19 protein-coding genes and 2 tRNA genes are annotated in these 20,916 nt (G+C 58.8%); 10 read left to right on the forward strand and 11 right to left on the reverse strand.

The features are described from left to right. Positions 1–33: 33 nt before the first annotated feature. From QDY28_RS02260 to QDY28_RS02280, 5 genes are all read right to left on the reverse strand, one after another. Positions 34–1,287, reverse strand: a complete 1,254-nt coding sequence (locus QDY28_RS02260) for an OmpP1/FadL family transporter (RefSeq protein ID WP_331380097.1) — start codon at positions 1,285–1,287, stop codon at positions 34–36. A 410-nt stretch (positions 1,288–1,697) separates the two neighbouring features. Then, positions 1,698–4,541, reverse strand: a complete 2,844-nt coding sequence (locus QDY28_RS02265) for a valine--tRNA ligase (protein WP_331380098.1) — start codon at positions 4,539–4,541, stop codon at positions 1,698–1,700. 121 nt (positions 4,542–4,662) lie between these two features. After that, positions 4,663–5,598: a DUF2497 domain-containing protein gene (locus QDY28_RS02270; RefSeq protein WP_331380428.1), complete on the reverse strand. Its 936-nt coding sequence runs from the start codon at positions 5,596–5,598 to the stop codon at positions 4,663–4,665. A gap of 241 nt (positions 5,599–5,839) precedes the next feature. After that, a complete protein-coding gene (locus QDY28_RS02275; protein ID WP_331380099.1) occupies positions 5,840–6,511 on the reverse strand; it encodes a protein-L-isoaspartate O-methyltransferase family protein in 672 nt (223 codons plus the stop codon). A gap of 287 nt (positions 6,512–6,798) precedes the next feature. After that, positions 6,799–6,872 (reverse strand) — tRNA-Cys (locus QDY28_RS02280). 393 nt (positions 6,873–7,265) lie between these two features. On the opposite strand from QDY28_RS02280, the gene QDY28_RS02285 reads away from it, so the two are divergent. Next, positions 7,266–8,369, forward strand: a complete 1,104-nt coding sequence (locus tag QDY28_RS02285; RefSeq protein WP_331380100.1) for a porin — start codon at positions 7,266–7,268, stop codon at positions 8,367–8,369. A gap of 744 nt (positions 8,370–9,113) precedes the next feature. Here QDY28_RS02285 and QDY28_RS02290 read toward each other — a convergent pair. Next, the gene (locus QDY28_RS02290) at positions 9,114–9,296 is read right to left on the reverse strand and encodes a hypothetical protein (RefSeq protein WP_331380101.1); all 183 of its coding nucleotides are present in this window, start codon (positions 9,294–9,296) and stop codon (positions 9,114–9,116) included. Positions 9,297–9,555: 259 nt separating this feature from the next. Continuing rightward, positions 9,556–9,630: transfer RNA gene (locus tag QDY28_RS02295), tRNA-Asn, on the reverse strand. A 117-nt stretch (positions 9,631–9,747) separates the two neighbouring features. On the opposite strand from QDY28_RS02295, the gene QDY28_RS02300 reads away from it, so the two are divergent. Next, the gene (locus QDY28_RS02300; protein WP_331380102.1) at positions 9,748–10,062 is read left to right on the forward strand and encodes a hypothetical protein; all 315 of its coding nucleotides are present in this window, start codon (positions 9,748–9,750) and stop codon (positions 10,060–10,062) included. A gap of 10 nt (positions 10,063–10,072) precedes the next feature. Here QDY28_RS02300 and QDY28_RS02305 read toward each other — a convergent pair whose 3' ends face one another. Continuing rightward, positions 10,073–10,630: a sugar O-acetyltransferase gene (locus tag QDY28_RS02305; protein ID WP_331380103.1), complete on the reverse strand. Its 558-nt coding sequence runs from the start codon at positions 10,628–10,630 to the stop codon at positions 10,073–10,075. A gap of 96 nt (positions 10,631–10,726) precedes the next feature. Continuing rightward, a complete protein-coding gene (locus tag QDY28_RS02310) occupies positions 10,727–10,852 on the reverse strand; it encodes a hypothetical protein (RefSeq protein WP_331380104.1) in 126 nt (41 codons plus the stop codon). Positions 10,853–11,092: 240 nt separating this feature from the next. Between QDY28_RS02310 and QDY28_RS02315 the strand changes: the two genes are divergently transcribed. The 3 genes from QDY28_RS02315 to QDY28_RS02325 all read left to right on the forward strand — a co-directional run bounded on the left by QDY28_RS02315 (position 11,093) and on the right by QDY28_RS02325 (position 14,449). Beyond that, positions 11,093–12,445, forward strand: a complete 1,353-nt coding sequence (locus QDY28_RS02315) for an extracellular solute-binding protein (protein ID WP_331380105.1) — start codon at positions 11,093–11,095, stop codon at positions 12,443–12,445. A 197-nt stretch (positions 12,446–12,642) separates the two neighbouring features. Further along, complete coding sequence (locus tag QDY28_RS02320) at positions 12,643–13,527, forward strand: ABC transporter permease subunit (RefSeq protein ID WP_331380106.1); 885 nt, start codon at positions 12,643–12,645, stop codon at positions 13,525–13,527. Positions 13,528–13,534: 7 nt separating this feature from the next. Continuing rightward, positions 13,535–14,449 carry an ABC transporter permease subunit gene (locus tag QDY28_RS02325; RefSeq protein WP_331380107.1) on the forward strand — a complete coding sequence of 305 codons (915 nt, stop codon included), beginning with the start codon at positions 13,535–13,537 and terminating at the stop codon, positions 14,447–14,449. Positions 14,450–14,679: 230 nt separating this feature from the next. On the opposite strand, the gene ugpC is transcribed toward QDY28_RS02325, so the two are convergent. Together ugpC and QDY28_RS02335 are read right to left on the reverse strand one after the other, a co-directional pair. Beyond that, entirely contained in the window at positions 14,680–15,792 is a 1,113-nt protein-coding gene (ugpC, locus tag QDY28_RS02330) for a sn-glycerol-3-phosphate ABC transporter ATP-binding protein UgpC (RefSeq protein WP_331380108.1), read from the reverse strand. 133 nt (positions 15,793–15,925) lie between these two features. Beyond that, a complete protein-coding gene (locus QDY28_RS02335) occupies positions 15,926–16,756 on the reverse strand; it encodes an SDR family NAD(P)-dependent oxidoreductase (RefSeq protein ID WP_331380109.1) in 831 nt (276 codons plus the stop codon). 296 nt (positions 16,757–17,052) lie between these two features. Here QDY28_RS02335 and QDY28_RS02340 point away from each other — a divergent pair, with 296 nt between their 5' ends. From QDY28_RS02340 to QDY28_RS02360, 5 genes are all read left to right on the forward strand, one after another. Next, positions 17,053–18,093 carry a cysteine synthase A gene (locus QDY28_RS02340; protein WP_331380110.1) on the forward strand — a complete coding sequence of 347 codons (1,041 nt, stop codon included), beginning with the start codon at positions 17,053–17,055 and terminating at the stop codon, positions 18,091–18,093. 3 nt (positions 18,094–18,096) lie between these two features. Then, positions 18,097–18,834, forward strand: coding sequence for an alanyl-tRNA editing protein (locus tag QDY28_RS02345; RefSeq protein WP_331380111.1), 738 nt, complete (start codon positions 18,097–18,099; stop codon positions 18,832–18,834). Between the two features lie 52 nt (positions 18,835–18,886). Further along, a complete protein-coding gene (gene sseA / locus QDY28_RS02350; RefSeq protein WP_331380112.1) occupies positions 18,887–19,744 on the forward strand; it encodes a 3-mercaptopyruvate sulfurtransferase in 858 nt (285 codons plus the stop codon). Between the two features lie 59 nt (positions 19,745–19,803). Next, positions 19,804–20,316, forward strand: a complete 513-nt coding sequence (locus tag QDY28_RS02355; RefSeq protein ID WP_331380429.1) for a GNAT family N-acetyltransferase — start codon at positions 19,804–19,806, stop codon at positions 20,314–20,316. A gap of 72 nt (positions 20,317–20,388) precedes the next feature. Further along, a complete protein-coding gene (locus tag QDY28_RS02360) occupies positions 20,389–20,859 on the forward strand; it encodes a DUF1203 domain-containing protein (protein ID WP_331380113.1) in 471 nt (156 codons plus the stop codon). Positions 20,860–20,916 lie beyond the last annotated feature (57 nt).

Consider the following 20,916-nt stretch of genomic DNA (forward strand, 5'->3'; position numbering starts at 1 on the left):
ACCTCGGAACTTGCTTCAGCTCAATGGTTTACGTCAGAACCTGACCTTCATCGACGTCGACAGCGCGGCGACCAAATCGTTGCCGAAGCTGTAGGTCGCGTCATCGCCGTAGGTGATACCATTGGAGGTGATGGTGCCGGATTTGCCGCTGGTCAGCAGGCCCAGCGCGCCGGCGAAGGTGAACTCGACATGCTCAGTCGGCTTGTAGGAAAGACCGGCGCCAAGCGTCCAGGTATCCGAGCTCAAGCCGTAGCCCTGGCTGGTGCCGCGATCCCAGCTCAAGCTCAAAGCGCCGCTCCATTGGTCATTGAACTTGTGGCCGACGCCGCCGGTAATCGTCCAGCCATCCTGATAGAGCAGATCGAGGGAGGTAAGCTCGGTCGCACCGCCCGTATGGCAGGATATGCCCCGCGTCGAGGTCGGGCAAAGCGCGATGCTCTGCAGAACGCTCCAGTTGGTCCATTTGACCGAACCGAAGGCCAGCCAGTCCGGCGCGATGCCGCTCTGCACCTTCCATTCCAGCGAGTCCGGTGCATCGGCGGAACCGAAGACGGAAGTGGCGCTGCCGAAAAATGCGCGGACGGGCGGCAGTTCGGTCAGATCGACAGTGCCCTTGAGGTTATCGTATTTGACCCGGCTGTTATAAACGAGGCTGGTACGGAGGGCGTATTCCGGGATCTCATAAGCGAGACCGGCGCGCCAGCCCCAGCCGTGGCCATCGACATCCAGCGAGCCGACACCATCGTAAACGGCGGAAAACGGAGCCGGAACAACGGAAACCAAGCGGGACTTGTAGCCGCTGACCTCCTGATAGAAGCCACCGCCGATCAGGCGCAGTTGACCCGGGCCGGCATCGAACTTGTAGGAGCAGGTGGCTGCGTAATTGTGCGTACGCACCTTGGTTTCGATTTCATTGTTGGCGCCAGCCCAGTTCAAACCCGGGTTGGTGTGGCCGCCGAACGGCTCGGAATAATCCGCCATGCAATCGATGTCGTCCGTGATGCCGATCTTGAAGCCGATATAGGGTACGGCGTAATTTTCGGTGGCATCGACCGAATGCGGGCGGCCATTGAGGTTGCCATCGGCCGGATTGATATCCCTTGCATTCTTCAGCTTACGATCAGGCATCACATAGGTCACGCCGGACTCGAAAACGTAACGCCCCTTATCGAAGAGTAGATCGATATCGTAGCCGGCCCGATCCAGCCCACCCGCGAAAGCGGCGCTGGCGAACGACGAGCCGATAACGAATGCAAATGCGCCCCTCAGCGCAATACGAAATGCCATTGTGTCTCCCCCACTTGCGTATTCATTGATTCGATTGTTGCGACGATCACCCGAATTGGCAATGCGGCGCCGGCTATCCACAATGTTGCGATGTATTGACTGACTTACGTAAGAAAGTGATCTGCACGCCCAATCACAGACAAGTTTAGGCATTTTTGCTTCTCTAATGTTTACCAGGGGCTCTAAGTAGATTTTTATTCCTCATAGCAACAGTTCTGTTACCATCTGACAACAGTCCGGCTTTTCAAGAAACCCTACCAATTTAGGGGTAGCCTCTTTTGCCTGCGCGAAGCTGGAGCAAGCTAAAAACCGACGCATTTTTTTGATGCTTACCATCGAATCAGTAATAAAAAGAAAAGGGCACGCTGGCTTTCGCTGCGTACCCTTAAGATAAGATTGTTACAGGTTCTTCAGCCGGCTTCGCTGACCCTTTCATGCGCCACCTTGAGACTCGAAAGTTGGCCTTCGAGTTCGCTCAAGCGCTCGCGTTCGGCGGCGACGACGTCCGGATTGGCATTGGCGACGAATTTCTCATTCGAGAGCTTGCCGACGATGCGGGCGATCTCCTGTTCGTTCTTGGCAATCCCCTTTTCGAGACGGGCCTTTTCGGCAGCGAGGTCGATGAGATTACCGAGCGGCAGGCAGGCGGTCGCTTCACCGACGATGATCTGTGCCGCGCCTTTCGGTGCAGTATCGGAAAGCGAAATGGTCTCGACACGCGCCAGCCGCTTGATTGCCGCGTCATGACGGAACAGCCGCTCGCGCGTCAGACTATTGGCGCCGACGAGCACCAGAGGTGCCGTGGCGGCCGGCGGCACGTTCATTTCCGAACGTACGGAGCGCAAACCCGAGACAAGATCGATCAACCAGTTAATCTCATCGGCCGCGACATTGTCGGCATAGGAAGGTGCCGGCCAATCAGCATGGCAGATCAGACCGTCGCGTTCCCTGCCCTCGCCTGCCGTATGCGCCCACAGTTCCTCGGTCATGAAGGGCATGAAGGGATGCAGCAGCTTATAGGTTTCCTCGAGAACATAGGCGGCGCAGGATTGCGCCTCCGCCTTGGCGTTGTCATCTTCGCCATTGAAGACGGGCTTTAGCAGTTCCAGATACCAGTCACAGAACTGGTTCCAGATGAAACGGTAGAGCGAACCGGCGGCGTCGTTGAAGCGATAGCCTTCCAACGCTTCGGTAACGTCCCGCTCTGTCCGGGCAAGCTCGGTCAGGATCCAGCGATTGATGGTCAGCTCGGCAGCCTCGGGCACGAAATGCGGATCGCTCTTGGCGCCGTTCATCTCAGCGAAGCGCGTGGCGTTCCACAGCTTGGTGCCGAAGTTGCGGTATCCGGCGATGCGGGCGGGATCGAGCTTCACGTCGCGGCCCTGCGCCGCCATGATCGCCAGGGTAAAGCGCAGCGAATCGGCGCCATACTGGTCGATCAGTTCGAGCGGATCGATGACGTTGCCCTTGGACTTCGACATCTTCTGCCCGTTCTTGTCCCGCACCAGGGCGTGAACATAGACCGTGTGGAAGGGCTCGACGGGTTCGCCGTTTTCGTCTTCCATGAAATGCAGGCTCATCATCATCATACGGGCAACCCAGAAAAAGATGATGTCGAAGCCGGTGACGAGCACGTTGGTCGGATAGTAACGCGCCAGTTCCGGCGTCTGATCCGGCCAGCCGAGCGTGGAGAACGGCCAGAGCGCCGAGGAGAACCAGGTGTCGAGCACGTCTTCGTCACGCGTCAGGATTTCGCCGGGCCTGAAGTTTTCCAGCAAGTCCTCGACATAGGCCTTCATCGGCCCTTCATGCGACAGATAGTGCTGGATAGCGGCCTGCAGCGCCTCTTCTTCCGTCTTTTCGACGAAGACCTGACCATCCGGGCCATACCAGGCCGGAATTTGATGGCCCCACCAGAGCTGGCGGGAAATGCACCAGGGCTGGATGTTTTCCATCCAATCGTAATAGGTCTTGTCCCAGCTCTTCGGAACGAGCTTGGTGCGGCCCTCGCGAACGGAGGCGATCGCCGGTTCGGCGAGCGTCTTGGCGTCGACATACCATTGTTCGGTCAAACGCGGTTCGATCGGAACGCCGCCACGGTCGCCATGCGGGATGGTATGCTTGTGCGGCTCGATCTTATCGAGCAGACCGGCCTCTTCGAGAATGCGGACGATGATCTTGCGGGCTTCGAAGCGATCCTTGCCCTCAAGCTCATCCCAAGCGCCGTGCAGCGCCGCCGGATTGTCGAGACCTTCGAGGAAATCCTCGTTATCCTTGATGGTGATCCGGGCATCGGGCGTCATAATATTGACGACGCGCAATCCGCGACGCCGGCCGACATCGAAGTCGTTGAAATCATGCGCCGGCGTCATCTTCACGGCGCCGGTGCCCGCAGCCGGGTCCGGATATTCATCGGCAACGATCGGGATGCGCCGGCCGACGATCGGCAGGATAACATGCTTGCCGACAATTGCCTTGTAGCGCTCGTCACTCGGATGAACGGCGACGCCGGTATCGCCAAGCATGGTCTCCGGACGGGTGGTGGCGACCACGAGATAATCGCGGGTTTCCCATTCCGTCGGCTTGCCTTCTTCGTTGAAAGCGATCGGATGCTGATAGGTGACGCCTTCCTCGAGCGGATAGCGCAGATGCCAGAGATGGCCGCTGACCTCATGCTGCTCGACTTCGATATCCGAAATCGCCGTCAGCATTTTCGGATCCCAGTTGACGAGGCGCTTGTCGCGATAGATCAGGCCTTCCTTGTAAAGCGTGACAAAGACTTCAAGAACTGCCTTTGACAGGCCCTCGTCCATGGTGAAGCGTTCGCGCGACCAATCGCAGGAGGCCCCGAGGCGCTTCAACTGGTTGAAGATCAAGCCGCCAGATTCCGCCTTCCAGTCCCAGACCTTTTCGATGAAGGCTTCACGGCCCATGTCGCGGCGGCCAGGCTGCTGCCTCTCCATCAACTGCCGCTCGACCACCATCTGCGTTGCGATGCCGGCATGGTCCATGCCCGGCTGCCAGAGCACATCCTTGCCGCGCATGCGCTCGAACCGCACCATGATGTCCTGCAGCGTGTTGTTCAGCGCATGGCCCATATGCAGCGAGCCGGTGACGTTCGGCGGCGGGATGACAATTGCAAAGGTTTCCGCGCCAGGCTTGGCGTTCGCACCGGCGCGAAAGGCGTCGGCCTCATCCCATTTCTGGGCGATCTTCGGTTCGACGGCGGCGGAATCATAAGTTTTGTCGAGCATTTGGGGACCGGATCTGGAGGGTTCGGTGGATGCGGGTTGTAAATAGGATGGCCGCGGGCAAGTCAATAAAAAAGCCGCCCCGAAAGCCGGAGCGGCGGACCTCTACCCGGAGCTCAGGCGGTCAGCGGCGCGGGCCGCGGGCCACTCGTTCGATTTCTTCACGCACGAGACGCTCGACGAGAGTCGGCAGGTTGTCGTCCAGCCATTCCTGCAGCATCGGCCGCAGCATTTCCTGGGCGATCTCGTCAAGCGAACGGCGCTCGCCGCCGTCGATGGCCGCAGCAAGCTCGTCGAAGGAGCGCGCCACCTGCGCGCCGGCCGCTTCCGACATCAGCGAGGATGTCAGCTCAGCCTGCACTTGCGGCAGGTACCGGTCAGCCGTTGGCGCAGACGGCGGCTGTGGAGGCTGATTGAAAACCGGCATCTCGACCGGCGCAGCCGAGGCAGGGGCAACGGCAGCCTTGTGCTCTTCCACCGGTTCAGGCTGCGGTTCAACCTTCACTGGGAATACCGCGGCCTCGGCGAGAAGGGCGGCTGCGGGCGGGGTGACGACCGGCGAGGTAACCACCGGCGCGGGCGCTTCGGCGATCGCGCTGCGCAAAGGTACCTCGGCGACCGGTTCGACACGTGCCTCGGCAAGGCGTGCGACCATAGCCGGCGGCAATTCGCGCGGTTGCTGGGCTTCGCGTGCCGAATTCAGTTGTGCGGCATTGCGCTCGGAGGCGGCGCGAACGCGAGCGGCAACATCGGCCAGCGACATGGTGCGGGCGGGCGATTCCGGCTCTCGCGCGGGAACCTGTGAATTGGCGGCGACGAAACGCGGCTCGGGCGCAGCGGCTACAGCCCGCGGTACGTCATCCAGATCGGCAGCCGCAAATTGGTCATCGACAGTCAGGTGGATATCATCATCCTGCTCGTCGTCGGCAACGGTATAGACGGCAGGCAGAGACGGCGAAATAGACTTGCCGGCGCCAGGCTCGTTGCTTTCGATGATTCGGCGGATCGACGCCAGAATCTCTTCCATGGACGGTTCACGCACTACACTTGGCTGAGCCATATTCATCCCCGTTTTCCCAAACAACGACCGGAATCCCGCCAAAGCAGCGCCCGAATCAGCGCCAGCGTAGAATACTACCCTTGGGAAAAAAATCACCGCGATAGCACTAAGCCACCTGATGCACAGTTTTGTTACGGTGGCTGCGAATCACCTGATATTGTGGACTTCTCCGCTCAAATGCCCAACGAAAAACGGGCGCCCGAAGCGCCCGTTTCAAAGGATGGTTCCGCCGCTTAACCGGTCAGAACACGAATTCCTTGGCTTTTGCAAAGCCCGGCAGCGGCTTGACCGAAGCGTTGAAGAAGACGTTTTCGGAAAGAGCGCCGCGCTCGCGTCTAAAGACGGTGGCGCGCGCAGCATGGCCATAGCCGAGGACCACGATCAGCCGACCACCTTCGCCGAGTTGATCAAGAAGCACCTGCGGCACCTCTTGCACCGAACCATTGACGAAAATCACGTCATATGGGCCATTGGCGGCGTAACCCTTTTCCAGCTCGCCGGTGACGACGGTCACGTTTGTCTGGCCGAGCGCGGCGAGATTGGTCTTGGCCTCAGCGGCCAGCGCCTCGTCGGATTCGAGCGCGATGATCGTGCCGGCGAGGATCGAAAGCAGTGCCGAGACGTAACCGGTGCCACAGCCGACGTCGAGAACCTTGTCTTCCTTGGTGATCTCACCGAGTTGCAGGAGCTTTGCCAGCGGCGAGGCTTCCATCAGGAAGCGCGCCGGCTTGCCCGCAGCCATCGGGCTGAGCTCAATGTCATTATCGATATAGGCCAGGAGCTTCGACCTCTCCGGTACGAAATTCTCGCGCGCCACCGTCAGAAACGCATTCAACACGGAATGGGAGGTGACATCCGTCGTGCGGATCTGGTTCTCGACCATTTTCACGCGTGCTGCTTCGAAATCCATCATATCCTCTCGCGCCCAAAGGCAAAGCCGGGGTTGCTGCTATGCTCAGCGTGTCTTAATCGCGTGCGGCTGCGCTTTCAAGGCATCGCAGCAACGGCCGTAGAGATTCATGATAATGCGTCGCGGCGGACCACAGCCGTTTCCTTAGGGCGTCGGTCAACCGCCTTCTCGGCGCCAGTCAACCAAGTGCTACTCAGCCAGAGGCCAAAAGAAGAGTAAAGCGGGAACAAACCGCCACGCCTTCGAAAAAGCGATTCAACTTCAGGCACTTAGCGATGCAAAGAGAAGGATGGAGGCCTCGCCCGGAATCGAACCGGGATTCAAGGATTTGCAGTCCTCTGCGTAACCACTCCGCCACGAGGCCATCCGATTTGTAAAGGCGAGTGATGGCGGGCGTTTAGAACGAATCTTATTGGAGCGCAAGACCTATCGCGGCTGATGATCAAATAACTTGGTTTCTAACCGATGGAGGCCCGCAAGCGCCGCCAAACCGTAACAATTTATGAGTGCCAGCTAAGGCTTTCGGGGCGGCCATCCGGCGGATTGCGTCATTTTTGCAACAAGATTTTTTTTCGAGTAGGGCACGAATAATTCGCCTGTCTTAGTATCTTGTCAAATCAGCGCGACAGGTTCAGGAAATAGTTCGTGAAGCTTATTACTTCGCACCTACTGATAGGGAACATGAACGGGATGGGGTTGGGCACGTCTTTTTTCGGCGCGATATCTCATGCCCAATCAGAACAGATTGGAGTTATTTATGAACATCAAGAGCCTTCTTCTCGGCTCCGCTGCCGCGCTTGCAGCAGCATCCGGCGCTCACGCAGCCGACGCCATCGTCGCCGCTGAGCCGGAGCCGCTCGAATACGTTCGCATCTGCGACGCCTACGGTGCAGGCTACTTCTTCATTCCGGGTACCGAAACCTGCCTCAAGATCGGCGGCAAGGTTCGTACCGAAGGTGAGTGGTACAATGCTTACAACCGTGTCAGCAACCAGGGCACGCTGTGGCACACCCGCGCTGAGCTGAATGTCGACACCGCGACGGACACCGAATATGGTCCGTTGAAGACCGAAACCATCGTTCGTTGGGACTGGAACGACGGTAACTCCACGAGCACCAACCTGCTGTGGTCCTACATCAGCCTCGGTGGCTTTACCGTCGGCAAAAAGGACTCGGCTTACAACCTCTACATCGGTTACGCCGGCGACGTCATCAACGACGACGTGATCTATGACGGTCCATACGAACTGAACCAGTTGACCTACAACTACGATGCAGGCAACGGCTTTACGGCGGTGGTCTCGCTCGAAGACTCCAACTCCAGTGGCTCGGGCGCTTCCTATGGCGCAAGCTGGTGGACCGATGACAAGGCCGATCACTACGCTCCGGACGTCGTTGCCGGTGCCGGCTACAAGGCCGGTGCATGGTCCTTCAAGGTCGTCGGTGGTTATGACTCCATCGTCGAAGAAGGCGCCATCAAGGCTCGTGTCGATGCTGACTTCGGTGGATTTACTGCCTTCTTGATGGGCGGCTGGAACACCGATGGCGACAAGCTCAACAAATATGCCGGTACCAACCAGGATATTTCTGCTTGCACCGCGCCAAACGGCACTGTGAACGAATCCAAGTGCGGCTGGGGCGACTGGGCTGTTTGGGGTGGCGTGGGCGTTCCGTTCAACGACAAGCTGAAGTGGAACGTGCAGCTCGCCTACACCGACTCGAAGATCTTCGAAGCAACCTCGAACCTCAAGTTCAATCCGGTCAAGGATCTGCTGATCGAGCCGGAAGTGACCTACGTTCACTATGACTATGCCAAGGACGATACCGTCTCGGGCATCCTCCGCTTCGAACGCAACTTCTGACCTGATCTGAATTGACCTCCGATCAGAGAAGAGAGGGGCCTAGCTTTCCCTGCTAGGCCCCTTTTCTATGCCCATCATCGCCCGACCATAGCCGCTCGACTCACCCTAATGCCTCACCCGCACAGCCGGCCACGCCACTTCCGGTAGGCACAATGCAAAATTTCATCATGGCGTCATATCACACGTTATAATTGACTGGCAGGTCAACCTTAAAGGGGAACATTGCCGCCTCCTCGGCGTTAACGTCGTCAAGGGACGTTTTGTCCAACAAGGAGTCGATGCTTTGACACACTTTGCTTCGATAGCTCTGGCCGCCTCGCTTACCATCGGAACAGTATTGGCAGCCGCGGTTCCAACAACGGCAATGCCGTTGACAAACTCGCGCTCGCCTAACGTTTCCGGCGTGATTCTGGTTCAGGAGCACGGATCCCGACGGAATCAGGACTGGTACGAGGGACGCCGATATTGGCGTGATCGTCACTATCATCATCGCTATTGGCGCGATAGCCGCTGGGATCGCCGCCGCTATTGGGATGATGATGATTGGCGCTACCGCCGCCACCACCATCGCCATGGAGGCATCTACTTCGAAATCCGGTAATCCCTGGCTCGCCAACGCTGCGGCGCTTGCGGAGCGAATTAGTGTCCCTATGCCCAAAAACATCCGGCCGTTGCCGAACATTCGGCAACGGCCGGGCTTATCTTGCCGACGAAAAAGGCCGGCGGCTCGAAACTGCTACCGGATCAACGGCAGACGCGTTCCTTGCGGACGACCCAATGGCCGTGAACGTGATGCCGTACGGCCTCCACAACGCAGTGGTGATGATGATGGTTGTCGACATGCACAATCGTGGCCGCTTCGGACTGCGTGCTGATGCCGACGAAGGAAGCCAGAGCAACGGCGGAAGCAAGAATCAGATTTTTCATTTCGAACCTCTAAAGCATTTGGGGGAATATGCTGCGCGATAGCGCATGTCGTACATGCGCCGATTCAGATTAACGGTACATGAATGTGTCCTCACATTTTCGAGAGCGGCCGGATGTCACGAATATGTGAGTCAGAAGGCCATGCCTGGCCGCAAGAAAAAGCCGCCATCGGGGCCGCGTGAAGCCAATCGGCACGGACTGAAATGGCTGAAAATGAAAAAGCCACATTCCCGACGAGGTGAATGTGGCTCTTAAAAACTGGCTCCCCGGGCCGGATTCGAACCGGCGACCTGTCGATTAACAGTCGAATGCTCTACCGCTGAGCTACCAGGGAATACCGCTTGGCGCGGTGTGAGCGGGGTAATACAAATGCTTTCCCGATTTGCCAAGCAGTTTTTTCAAAAAAATCCATTTCCCTTGTATTATTTCCTCGCCTTACCATTTCCTGTGGATGACCGATCAAGGCAGACCCCAAGAAAAGACCGATCGCGCGGGCAACGGAAAAGCGCGGCGTTTCGGAATAGATCATACCACACATGAGCTCATCATTGGCTCCATTCGTATTCCGCTTCCGCAATCGAGGCTTGCCCGCCTTGGTATCGGCCTTGCGTTGATCCTCGGTGGTCTTCTCGGCTTCCTCCCGATCCTCGGCTTCTGGATGTTGCCGCTCGGCTTCATCGTGTTGTCGCATGATCTGCCGATCGCACGGCGCTGGCGACGCCGTCTTGCTGTGTGGTGGACGAAACGGCAGCGCCCCATAGATTGAGATCCATTGCCTATTTTGCGACCAAGGCTCTCGCGGGATTGCCGATTACCGTCGTGCCCGCCTCGACATTCTTAGTGACGACCGCGCCTGCTCCGACGATCGCACCATCGCCGATGGTTACACCGCCAAGGATGATGGCGCCGCCACCGATCCAGACATCGCTGCCGATTTCGACCGGCCGCGCGAGTTCCAGCCCCGCGCGCCGCTGTGCCGGATCCTTGTGGTGCTCGGCACAATATATATGAACACCCGGCCCCAGCATACAGCCTTCGCCGATGCGCACCGGGGCGGTATCGAGAATGGTGCAGCCGGCATTAAGATAGACGCGCGGGCCGATCGAGATGTTCATGCCATAGGCGCAATGAAACGGCGCTTCGATGAATACGCGCTCTGCCACATCAGCAAAAAGCACCGACAGCGCAGGACCGATCCCGGCGCGCTGGCCGGGGGACATGGTGTTATGCTGATGCACAGCTTCCCGGGCAAGTGTGCGCAAACCATCGAGTTCCGGATCAAGGCAGCAATACCATTCTCCCGCCGCCATCTTCTGTCTCTCGCTTCGGCCCATTGATCCGCTCCCCAACGCCTTTGTTACCGATGTCGGGATGATCATGCATACGATCAGGGTGCGCGGCAAGGAGAGCCCGCGACTGGTTTGCGCTCCTCAATATCCCGCGATCAGCAGCGCCAAAGGGCCGAGCGCCATCACCGTGAGCGCCGCCATGATCAGCAGCAGCTCCCTCATTATATATCGTTCCATCCTGATGAGGCGCCGGGATCGATGATCCATGCGCGACTCCTCTCGATATCGAAATATTAGGCGCACCTTATTCTACACTTAAAGCGCCGTCTCCCCCTCCTAACGAATTAATCCGTCGTAGCCCTTTAAAAGCGACCGCAAAGGCGCAAAACTGCATGCGGACGCGAGGTTTCCGCCCACAAACAAACTGTCACACAGCTTGTCTATAACGCCGCTGCCGCGAACTTGCCCAAGGCCACCGGTTCCGAGCTTTCAAAGGGAAATAGGGATATGTCCAAATTTTATAACTGCATTTCGGCGGCTGCCGCCGGCGTCATGAGCTTAGCGCTGGCCCTGCCGGTTGCTGCTGCTCCGATCAAGTTCGATTTCTGGTTCGGCCTTTCCGGCGATCTGGAGCGTGTCGTTCAGACGATGTGCACGAACTTCAACAATTCGCAAACCGATTACCAGGTCGCCTGCGTCAGCCAGGGCAATTACGACGCTGCTCTGCAGAACACCATTGCCGCCTTCCGCGCTGGCAAGCAGCCGGCAATCGTGCAGGTTTATGACGTCGGCACGGCAACCATGATGCTCTCTGGCGCCTACTATCCGGTCAGCAAGCTGATGTCGGAAAACGGCTACAAGGTTAACTGGGACGACTATTTCCCGGGTATCGCCCGCTACTACGCCACCTCCAAGGGTGAACTGCTTTCCTTCCCGTTCAACTCCTCGACCGCCCTGCTCTATTGGAACAAGGACGCCTTCGCCAAGATCGGCAAGACCGCCGCTCCGAAGACCTGGGAGGAAGCCGCCGACGACATGAAGGCGCTGAAGGGCGTTGGCTATGATTGCCCGATGGCCATCAATATCTCCGGCAACGAAAGCTGGCAGTTGATGGAACAGTTCTCGGCCATCCATAATGAGCCGGTCGCTACCCAGAACAATGGCTATGACGGCCTCGACGCCCGCCTGACCGTCAACAAGACCAAGTTCGTCAAATATGTTACCGACCTCAAGAGCTGGTACGACGCCGGTCTCATCAAGATCAAGTCGAAGGATCTCGGCCAGGACATGGTCCAGGCCTTTGCAGCGGGCGATTGCCAGATGATCATGACCTCGGTCGGCGACCATGGCACTGTCGGCAAGACGCAGAAGGCCGGCATGAACTGGGATGTTGCTGAACTCCCGGTCTACGCTGGCACCGAGCGCAAGAATTCGCTCGTCGGCGGCGCATCGCTGTGGGTTCTCTCCGGCAAGTCGGCTGACGAATACAAGGGCGCTGCAGCGTTCCTCGATTTCATCGGCAAGCCCGAGACCGCCCTCTTCTGGTCGACCAACACCGGCTACATCCCGGTCAAGAAGTCTGGCTTCGACTACATGAAGGCCAGCGGCTTCTACGACAAGGCTCCCTACAAGGGCCGCGAAGTCGCAATCGCCAGCCTGACCGCTTCCGAGCCGACCCCGATCACCCGCGGCGTCCGCCTCGGCAACTTCACGCAGATCCGCGCCGAATTCGGCAACCAGATGCAGGCCATCTTCGCCAACAAGGTCAGCGTCCAGGAAGGCATCGATAACCTCGTCAAGAACGGCAATGCTGTTCTCGAGCGCTTCGAAGCTACCTACAAGGGCAAGCAACTGCCGTAAGCAGTTAGCCCATGAATAGACGACGTCCGCCGGGAAATCCCGGCGGACGTTCGCTATGACCGCAAATGGTATGAGAATATCCCGCTTTCAGTTGGTTTCATCTGAAGCGGACAAGATGTTCTCTATTCAAAAGGTAGAGCGTCCTTTGCGTGTTCCGATGACCGCATGGCGCTCGTGGGTCCAAGCCGGAAGAAGCAATGGAAAAGCGTACGACTTTCAGCAAGTGGAGCGTCGGCATCCTGTTCGCAGTGCCGCAACTCCTCCTCATCTTCACCTTCTTCTATTGGCCGGCTGGTCAGGCGATCTTCTGGTCGCTGACACTGCAGCAGCCCTGGGGCGGCGGCAATATCTGGGTCGGGCTCGATAACTTCAAATCGATTCTCGCCAATACGGATTACTGGAACTCGGTTACGATCAGCATCATCTTCGCCGCGATCAGCACCAGTCTTTCCATGGGCGTCGCTGTGGTGCTCGCCGCATTGACGGACCGGCAGCTTAGAGGCTCAAAGTTCTACAGCGTCGTGCTCATCTGGCCTTACGGCATCGCGGCGCCCGCTTCGGCAATGGCCTTCCGCTTCATCCTGGCCCCGGAAGCCGGTTTCATGTCCGTCGTCAATCACTTTTGGCCGGGTTTCTGGGATCCGGGTCTCAACGGTGCCGATGCCATGGCCACCATCATTGCCGCCTTCACGTGGAAATATATCGGCTACAGCTTCATTTTCTTCCTCGCGGCCTTTCAGGCCATTCCGCGCTCATTGATCGAGGCAGCGGCGATGGACGGCTCGGGCGTGATCCGGCGTTTCTGGGATATTCAGTTCCCGCTGATCACGCCGACGATCTTCTTCCTGCTGGTGATCAACATCACCGAGAGCTTCCAGGATTCGTTCGGCATCGTCGACATCATGACCTCCGGCGGCCCGCATAACTCAACCAATCTCATGGTCTACAAGATCTATTCCGATGGTTTCAAAGGCCTCGATTTTTCCGGCGCGGCAGCACAAAGTATCATTCTGATGCTGCTGATCATCGTGCTCACCATCTTCCAGTTCCGCTTCATCGAGCGGCGCGTGCATTACCGTTGAGGCTGACATGGTCGAGCGCACACCTATTCTCAATTTCTTCACCCATCTGATCTTGTTCATCGGCTTCATTGCGGCCGTGGGACCGATAGCCATCGTGGCGATCGCTGCTTCCCACAATCTTGCCGACGTCAATCGCGTGCCAATGTCGTTGATCCCTGGCACAGATTTCTGGATCAATATAAAAACGGCGTGGACGACTGCCAATCTTGGCCCCAAGCTGCTGAACAGCCTGATCTTTGCCAGCGGTGTGGCGGCGGGCAAAGTGATCGTTTCGGCGCTCACCGCTTTTTCGCTCGTCTATTTCCGGTATCCCGGGCGCCATTTCATCTTCTGGCTGGTCTTCATAACGCTGATGCTACCGCTCGAAGTGCGTATCGTGCCGACCTATGCGGTCATAGCAAACGTCCTGTCGCCCTATCAGGGGCTTCTCGACATCACCGGCATCACCTGGCTCATAGAGAAGGCCACGGGCATTCAGGTGTCGCTGGATCTGGGGCTGCTTAACTCCTCTCTCGGCTTGATCCTGCCGCTGGTTGCTACAGCGACCGGAACTTTCCTCTACCGTCAGTTCTTCCTGACGATACCGGACGAGCTGACCGAAGCCGCGCGCATGGACGGCGCCGGAGCAATGCGCTTCTTCTTCGACATCCTGCTGCCGCTGTCGCGCACCAATATGGCCGCGCTCGGCACGATCATGTTCCTCTGGGCCTGGAACCAGTATCTTTGGCCGCTGCTGGTCACCACCGATCCGTCGCATGCGACGGCGGTCACCGAACTCAAGCAGCTCATCCCGAACGTCGGTGGCCTTCCCGAATGGCACATCGCCATGGCAGGCACGCTGATCGTCATGATCCCGCCGCTTGCCGTCGTCGTGCTGATGCAGCGCTGGTTCGTTCGCGGTCTCATCGCCACCGAGAAATGATCGGATTGCCTGCCGCGTTTCCTTAGGGAGGAGTGCGGCAGCCTTACAGCAGCCCGCCTACTGACGAGAGCGCTTGCGTTCATTGAACGCAAGCGCTCTCGTCGTTTGAATCTGGGGCATTTTAGCGCTTGTAAGTGATCCCATGTGAAAGCGGGATGCTCCAGGCAATAAAAAGCCCGGAAATCGGTAGGGATTTCCGGGCGTTCCTGCTGAAAATTGATGTTTGAAAATTAGTTTGCGGCGACCTTGAGAGGCGTGACCGAGGCAATAGTATCGAGCCGCAGGCCGGTGTCCTGGGCGAAAAGATGCGTATGCTGTTGGGGAATCTCCAGGCCGACGGCATCACCCGTCTGTCCCGTGGTATGGTCGGCAACGGCAATGGCGAAGCTGGAGCCGTTGATGTCGCAGTGGATGACGCGGCCGGCGCCGAGTTCTTCGACGAAATCCACCGTGGCAGGAACGGCGCCCGGCGTGCCGGCCGGCACGAGGCGCGCATGTTCCGGGCGGATGCCGAGCGTAACCGGCAGGCCGGCTTGACGCTTGCCGATATTGGCGTCGACGGCGATCGGCAGGCCGTCGAAGATAAATTGCTCGCCATTTGCCGAGAAGGAACCTTCAAGGAAATTCATTGCCGGCGAACCGATGAAGGAACCGACGAAACGGGTGCGCGGCGCGTTGTAGACCTCGAGTGGGGTGCCAACCTGCTCGACATTGCCCTTGTACATCACCACCAGCTTATCGGCGAGCGTCATGGCCTCGACCTGATCGTGGGTGACGAAAACCGAGGTGGCCGACAGCCGCTTGTGCAGGCGGCGGATTTGAACGCGCATCTGGACGCGCAGCTTGGCGTCGAGGTTGGAGAGCGGTTCGTCGAAGAGGAAGACCTTCGGTTCGCGGATGATGGCGCGGCCCATGGCGACGCGCTGGCGCTGGCCGCCCGAAAGTTCGGACGGTTTGCGGGCGAGGAAGTCTTCCAGGCCGACGATGCGGGCCGTTTCCCTGATGCGACGTTCACGTTCTTCGCGCGGCACACCGGCCACTTTCAGTGCGTAGCCCATGTTGGCGGCGACATCCATGTGCGGATAGAGCGCGTAGTTCTGGAAGACCATGGCGCAGCCGCGCTCGCGCGGCTCGAGCTGATTGACGACCTTGCCATCGATGATGATTTCGCCCGACGTGATATCCTCGAGACCGGCAATCATGCGCATCAGGGTGGATTTGCCGCATCCGGAAGGGCCGAGAATGACGACGAATTCTCCGGAACGGAAGGTCAGATCGACGCCATGCACGACCTGATTGCGTCCATAGGCCTTGCGAACTTGCTCGATCCGGATCTCTGCCATCTTGCGCTTTCCTGCCTGTCAATTCTGGGCCTGTCAGTTCGCTGGACTGCTAGCGAACTTGCATTACAAATAGGTGACAAGGCCCGGCGAATTGTGCAGCGCACAAGCTTTTCGGCAAGTGGACGCTTCGCGACTATTCCGCCGGATGCGGATTGGGATGATGGCCGGCAGCGCGCGACGGGCGACGGCCGTCGATGATACGCCGGATGATACGAAAATAAAGGCTATAGGGCAGGAAGTTCAGCAATTTTGCCCGGTAGGTGAAGCTCTTCGGAAAGGTGATTTCGAACGCCGGCGATTTCAAACCGGCGGCGATCGCCTTGGCCGCATCCTCGGCCGATATCAGCCCCGGCATGGAAAACTTGTTTTTCCCCGTCAGCGCCGTATCGACGAAGCCGGGGGTGACGAGCTGCATATGAATGCCCATGCGGTCAAGTTCGAAATTCAGGCTTTCAGCCATGTTGATCAGGGCGGCCTTGGTGGCGCCGTAGGCTGCGCCCGCGGGAACCCCGCCATAGCCAGCCGCCGAGGAGACGATGGCGATCTGCCCATATCCGCGCGCCCTCATGTGGCGCACGGCCGGCACCAGACAATTGACGACGCCGTGGAGATTGACGGCAAAGCTGCGGTCGAAAACCTCATGGTTCAGATCCTCGCCCCGCGCCGGCAGATAGATGCCGGCATTGAGAACCACCAGCGCCAGACCCCCGTGTTGATATTCGATCGCCGCGACCGTGTGCTCCATATCCTCGGCATTGGTGACATCCCCGTCGAGCACGATGATGCTGCCAGGCAGTTCCTGTGCTTCCGCCTGCAGCTCCAGCAGCTTGTCGTGGCGGCGGGCGGTGACGGCAACCTTGTAACCCTCGCCCGCGAGCTTCAATGCCAGCGCCCGGCCGATCCCGGAGCTGGCGCCTGTGATCCAGATCGCTCCATGTTCAGGACGGGCAATGAATGGGCGCATGTTTTTTTCTCCTTGGCTGGCGACCTGCCCAAGGCAGCCTTCGGGCGATCTTCCTCAGCATTTTAGAACTAGCGCATCATTGTGGCCGCTTTCGGCCAAGGTAAGGCGGCATGGTCGAAATCCTCGCAGACGGCGCGGAAGAGCGGGTTTTCACGGCGCTTTGTAAACTGGTTTCATATCGCAAGTTGAATTTTGCGGCGTGGAAGAGGAGCGTGGAACAGAATTTCTTGCCTATGCCGCCTTGTGAAGGGAAAAGACCGTTCTTACAGTAGTCTTGAACAGAAGGCAGAGATTCCATGACCGTCCATCCCTCCGTCCTAGAAGCGATCGGCAATACGCCACTGATCAAACTCAAGGGTGCCTCCGAGGCGACGGGCTCGACCATCCTCGGCAAGGCGGAGTTCCTGAACCCCGGCCAGTCGGTCAAGGATCGCGCCGCGCTCTACATCATCCGCGATGCCGAGAGGAAAGGTCTGCTGAAGCCCGGCGGCGTCATCGTCGAGGGGACCGCGGGCAATACCGGCATCGGCCTGACGGTGGTTGCCAAGGCACTCGGCTACCGCACCGTCATCGTCATTCCGGAAACACAGAGCCAGGAAAAGAAGGACGCGCTGAGGCTGCTCGGCGCCGAGCTGGTGGAAGTGCCGGCGGTTCCCTACAAGAACCCCAACAACTACGTGAAAGTTTCCGGCCGGCTTGCCGCGGAGTTGGCTAAGACCGAGCCGAACGGCGCCATCTGGGCGAACCAATTCGACAATGTCGCCAATCGCCAGGCGCATATCGAAACGACCGCCAAGGAAATCTGGGCCGACACCAATGGCAAGATCGACGGTTTCATCTGCTCGGTCGGCTCCGGCGGTACACTGGCGGGTGTCGCCATGGGCCTGCATGGCTTCAACAAGGACATCAAGATTGGCATCGCCGATCCTGAAGGGGCCGCGCTTTACGAATTCTACAAAAACGGCGAGCTGAAATCCTCCGGCTCTTCGATCACCGAAGGGATCGGCCAGGGCCGCGTGACGGCGAATCTCGAAGGTTTTAAGCCCGATTTCGCCTATCAGATCACCGATGCCGAAGCCCTTCCCTATGTCTTCGATCTGGTCGAACACGAAGGTCTCTGCCTCGGCGGCTCGACGGCAATCAACATTGCCGGCGCCGTACGCCTTGCAAGGGATCTCGGCCCCGGCCATACGATCGTGACCGTCCTCTGCGACTATGGCAATCGCTATCAGTCCAAGCTTTTCAATCCCGATTTCCTGAGGTCGAAGGGGCTGCCGCTGCCGGCATATCTGACGACGACGTCCGATATTCCTGTTCCTTACGAAAACCTCGCGTGATCCATGTCGGTGAATGCCCTTTATCGTGACGATTTCTATCTCTCGACCGCCGAAGCTGTCGTAACCGCAATTCACGAGGATGGGGGCATCGAGCTCGATCAAACCTGCTTCTACGCGACGTCCGGCGGACAGCCGGGCGATACCGGTTTTTTCGAGCGCGCCGATGGTTCGAAAATTGCGCTTGGCCAGACCAAGCATGGGGCGACAAAGGATATCATCATCCATGTGCCGCAGGGAGGCGAAGCGTCGCCCGCTGTTGGCGAGAAGCTGGTGATGCATGTCGACTGGCCGCGCCGTTACAGGCTGATGCGTATGCACACAGCCTGCCATCTGCTCTCGGTCGTCTGCCAATATCCGATCACAGGTGCTGCGGTCGGCGAAGACGAAAGCCGCGTCGATTTCGACATGAGCGAGACGATCGACAAGGACGAGGTGACGGCGAAGATGATGGCACTCGTCAACGAGAACCATCCGGTTTTCGTCCAATGGATCACGGATGAGGAGCTTGCAGCCAATCCGGGTATCGTCAAGTCGAAGAATGTGCGCCCGCCGATCGGACTTGGCCGCGTCAGCCTAGTCTGCATCGGCGAGAACTCCGCCATTGACAGCCAGCCCTGCGGCGGCACACATGTGTCGGAGACGCAGGAAGTCGGGGCCATCTACATCGCCAAGATTGAGAAAAAGGGCAAGGAGAACCGCCGCTTCCGCATCCGTTTCGGCACGCCCACCGACGAAGTTTGAGCCGCGCTTTCTGCAATAAACAAGGCCCGATATAAATCAGGGAGAGATCATCATGACAGCGGAGAAGAGCCGTTTCGTCGTATCGGCCGATTGGCTGCAGAGCGAATTGGGCGCCAAGGATCTGCGGATCCTCGATGCATCCTTCTATCTGCCCGCGCAAAAGCGCGATGCCGATGCCGAATATGCCAGCGGCCATATTCCCGGCGCGATCCGCTTCGATCAGGACAAGATCGCCGATCACTCCGCCGGCCTGCCGCATATGGCGCCTTCGCCGGAAGTCTTCGCAGCCGAGGTCGGCAAGCTCGGCATCAGCGAGACGGATCGCATCGTGGTTTATGACGGCCCGGGCATCTTCGCATCGCCGCGAGTCTGGTGGCTGTTTCATGTGGTCATGGGCGCTGCGAATGTCTTCGTGCTCGACGGCGGCCTGGACGGCTGGAAGGCCGAAGGACGACCGCTGGAAACCGCCCTGCCCGCACATGCATCTGCCACCTTCAAGCCGAATTTCAATGCAGCCCGCATTGTCCCCTTCGATGAGATGCGCGAGATTGTTGATAAGCGCTTGCTTCAGATCGCCGATGCCCGCAGCGCCGGCCGTTTCGCCGCGACCGAACCGGAGCCGCGCGAAGGCATGCGCTCCGGCCACATGCCCGGCGCCAAAAGCCTGCCGTCTGGCAGCTTTGCGGTGAACGGCAAGTTCAAGTCCTTGCCGGAACTACGCGAAACGATCGAGAAGGCTGGTATCGATCTTGAAAAGCCTGTCGTGACGACCTGCGGCTCCGGGATTACCGCCGCCATCATCACGCTGGCGCTGGAATCGCTCGGCCATGGCGCCAACCGGCTCTACGACGGCTCATGGTCGGAATGGGGCAGCCGGCCGGATACACCTATCGTCACCGGCAAAGACTGAGCGGCACCGTCCCCGTGAAAACGCCATCTTCGCTCAAAGTCCATATCACCCGGCTGGAAATGACCGCGCCGCCCAAGGCGAGCTTACCTGTGCCCGTCAACATCCAGACGGCGATCATGCGCTCGCCCGGCATTCCCCTGCCCTTTTACCGCTATCTCTACCGCCAGGTCGGCGCGCGCTGGCACTGGGTCGATCGGCTTCGTATGCACGACGAGGAGTTGGCGGCCGTTCTGCACGACCAGCGCAACGATATCAGCGTGCTCTATGTCAACGGCGCGCCGGCCGGTTTCTTCGAATATTTCCGCGAGGATGAGGAAACGATCGAGCTCAGCCATTTCGGCCTGATCGAGCATGCTCTCGGGCTCGGCATCGGCAAATGGTTCCTGTTGCAGGCGCTCTACGCCATGTGGACGCTAAGCCCGCAACGCATCACCACGACCACCAACAATCTCGACCATCCGCGGGCGCTTCAGCTCTACCAGATGTTCGGTTTCTCCCCCGTCTCGACCGGCGAAGGCATCGTTAGGCCGCTGAGCGACAAGGAATTGCTGGACTTGGCGAAGAAAGGCTAGCCGCAGGAATCGGGTGGCTTCTCCCGCCATCGCGGCGCATCACATGACAAATCGCAAAGAAGGAGATTTGTCATGTCCATCGCTTTTGCCGCCATGCCAACGGCGGATGCCGAAACACTCTGGAACGGCGGCGTGGATGCCTATGATCACCGGCCGGAGACAACGATCTCTGATGGTCCGGGTCATCCCTGCCGCCACTGTCTGCGGAACATCGATGCCAGCCAAGAGCTCTATGTCTTCGCCTATCGGCCCTTTCCGGAGTTGCAGCCCTATGCCGAGACGGGGCCGGTTTTCCTGCATAAAGCGCCCTGCCGGCGTTATGAAGCCGTGGAAGTCCTGCCGCCCATACTAACCACAAGCGCAGATTTTGTCGTGCGGGGCTATGGCGAAAACAACCGCATCGTCTACGGCACCGGCGCCGTGACGCCGACCGGCGACATCAAAGTCTATGCGGCCGAACTCCTGAGCCGTGAAGGCATCGCCTATGTGCATGTCCGCTCGGCACGCAACAATTGCTACCAGTGCCGGATCGATCGGGCGTAGCTCAATAGAAGAAGCACCGGCATCTCAGAATGCCGGCGCTTCCATCCAACGCAGCGC

Origin of the sequence: Rhizobium sp. BR 362, from assembly GCF_036528765.1 — a bacterium.
GTDB lineage: Bacteria > Pseudomonadota > Alphaproteobacteria > Rhizobiales > Rhizobiaceae > Rhizobium.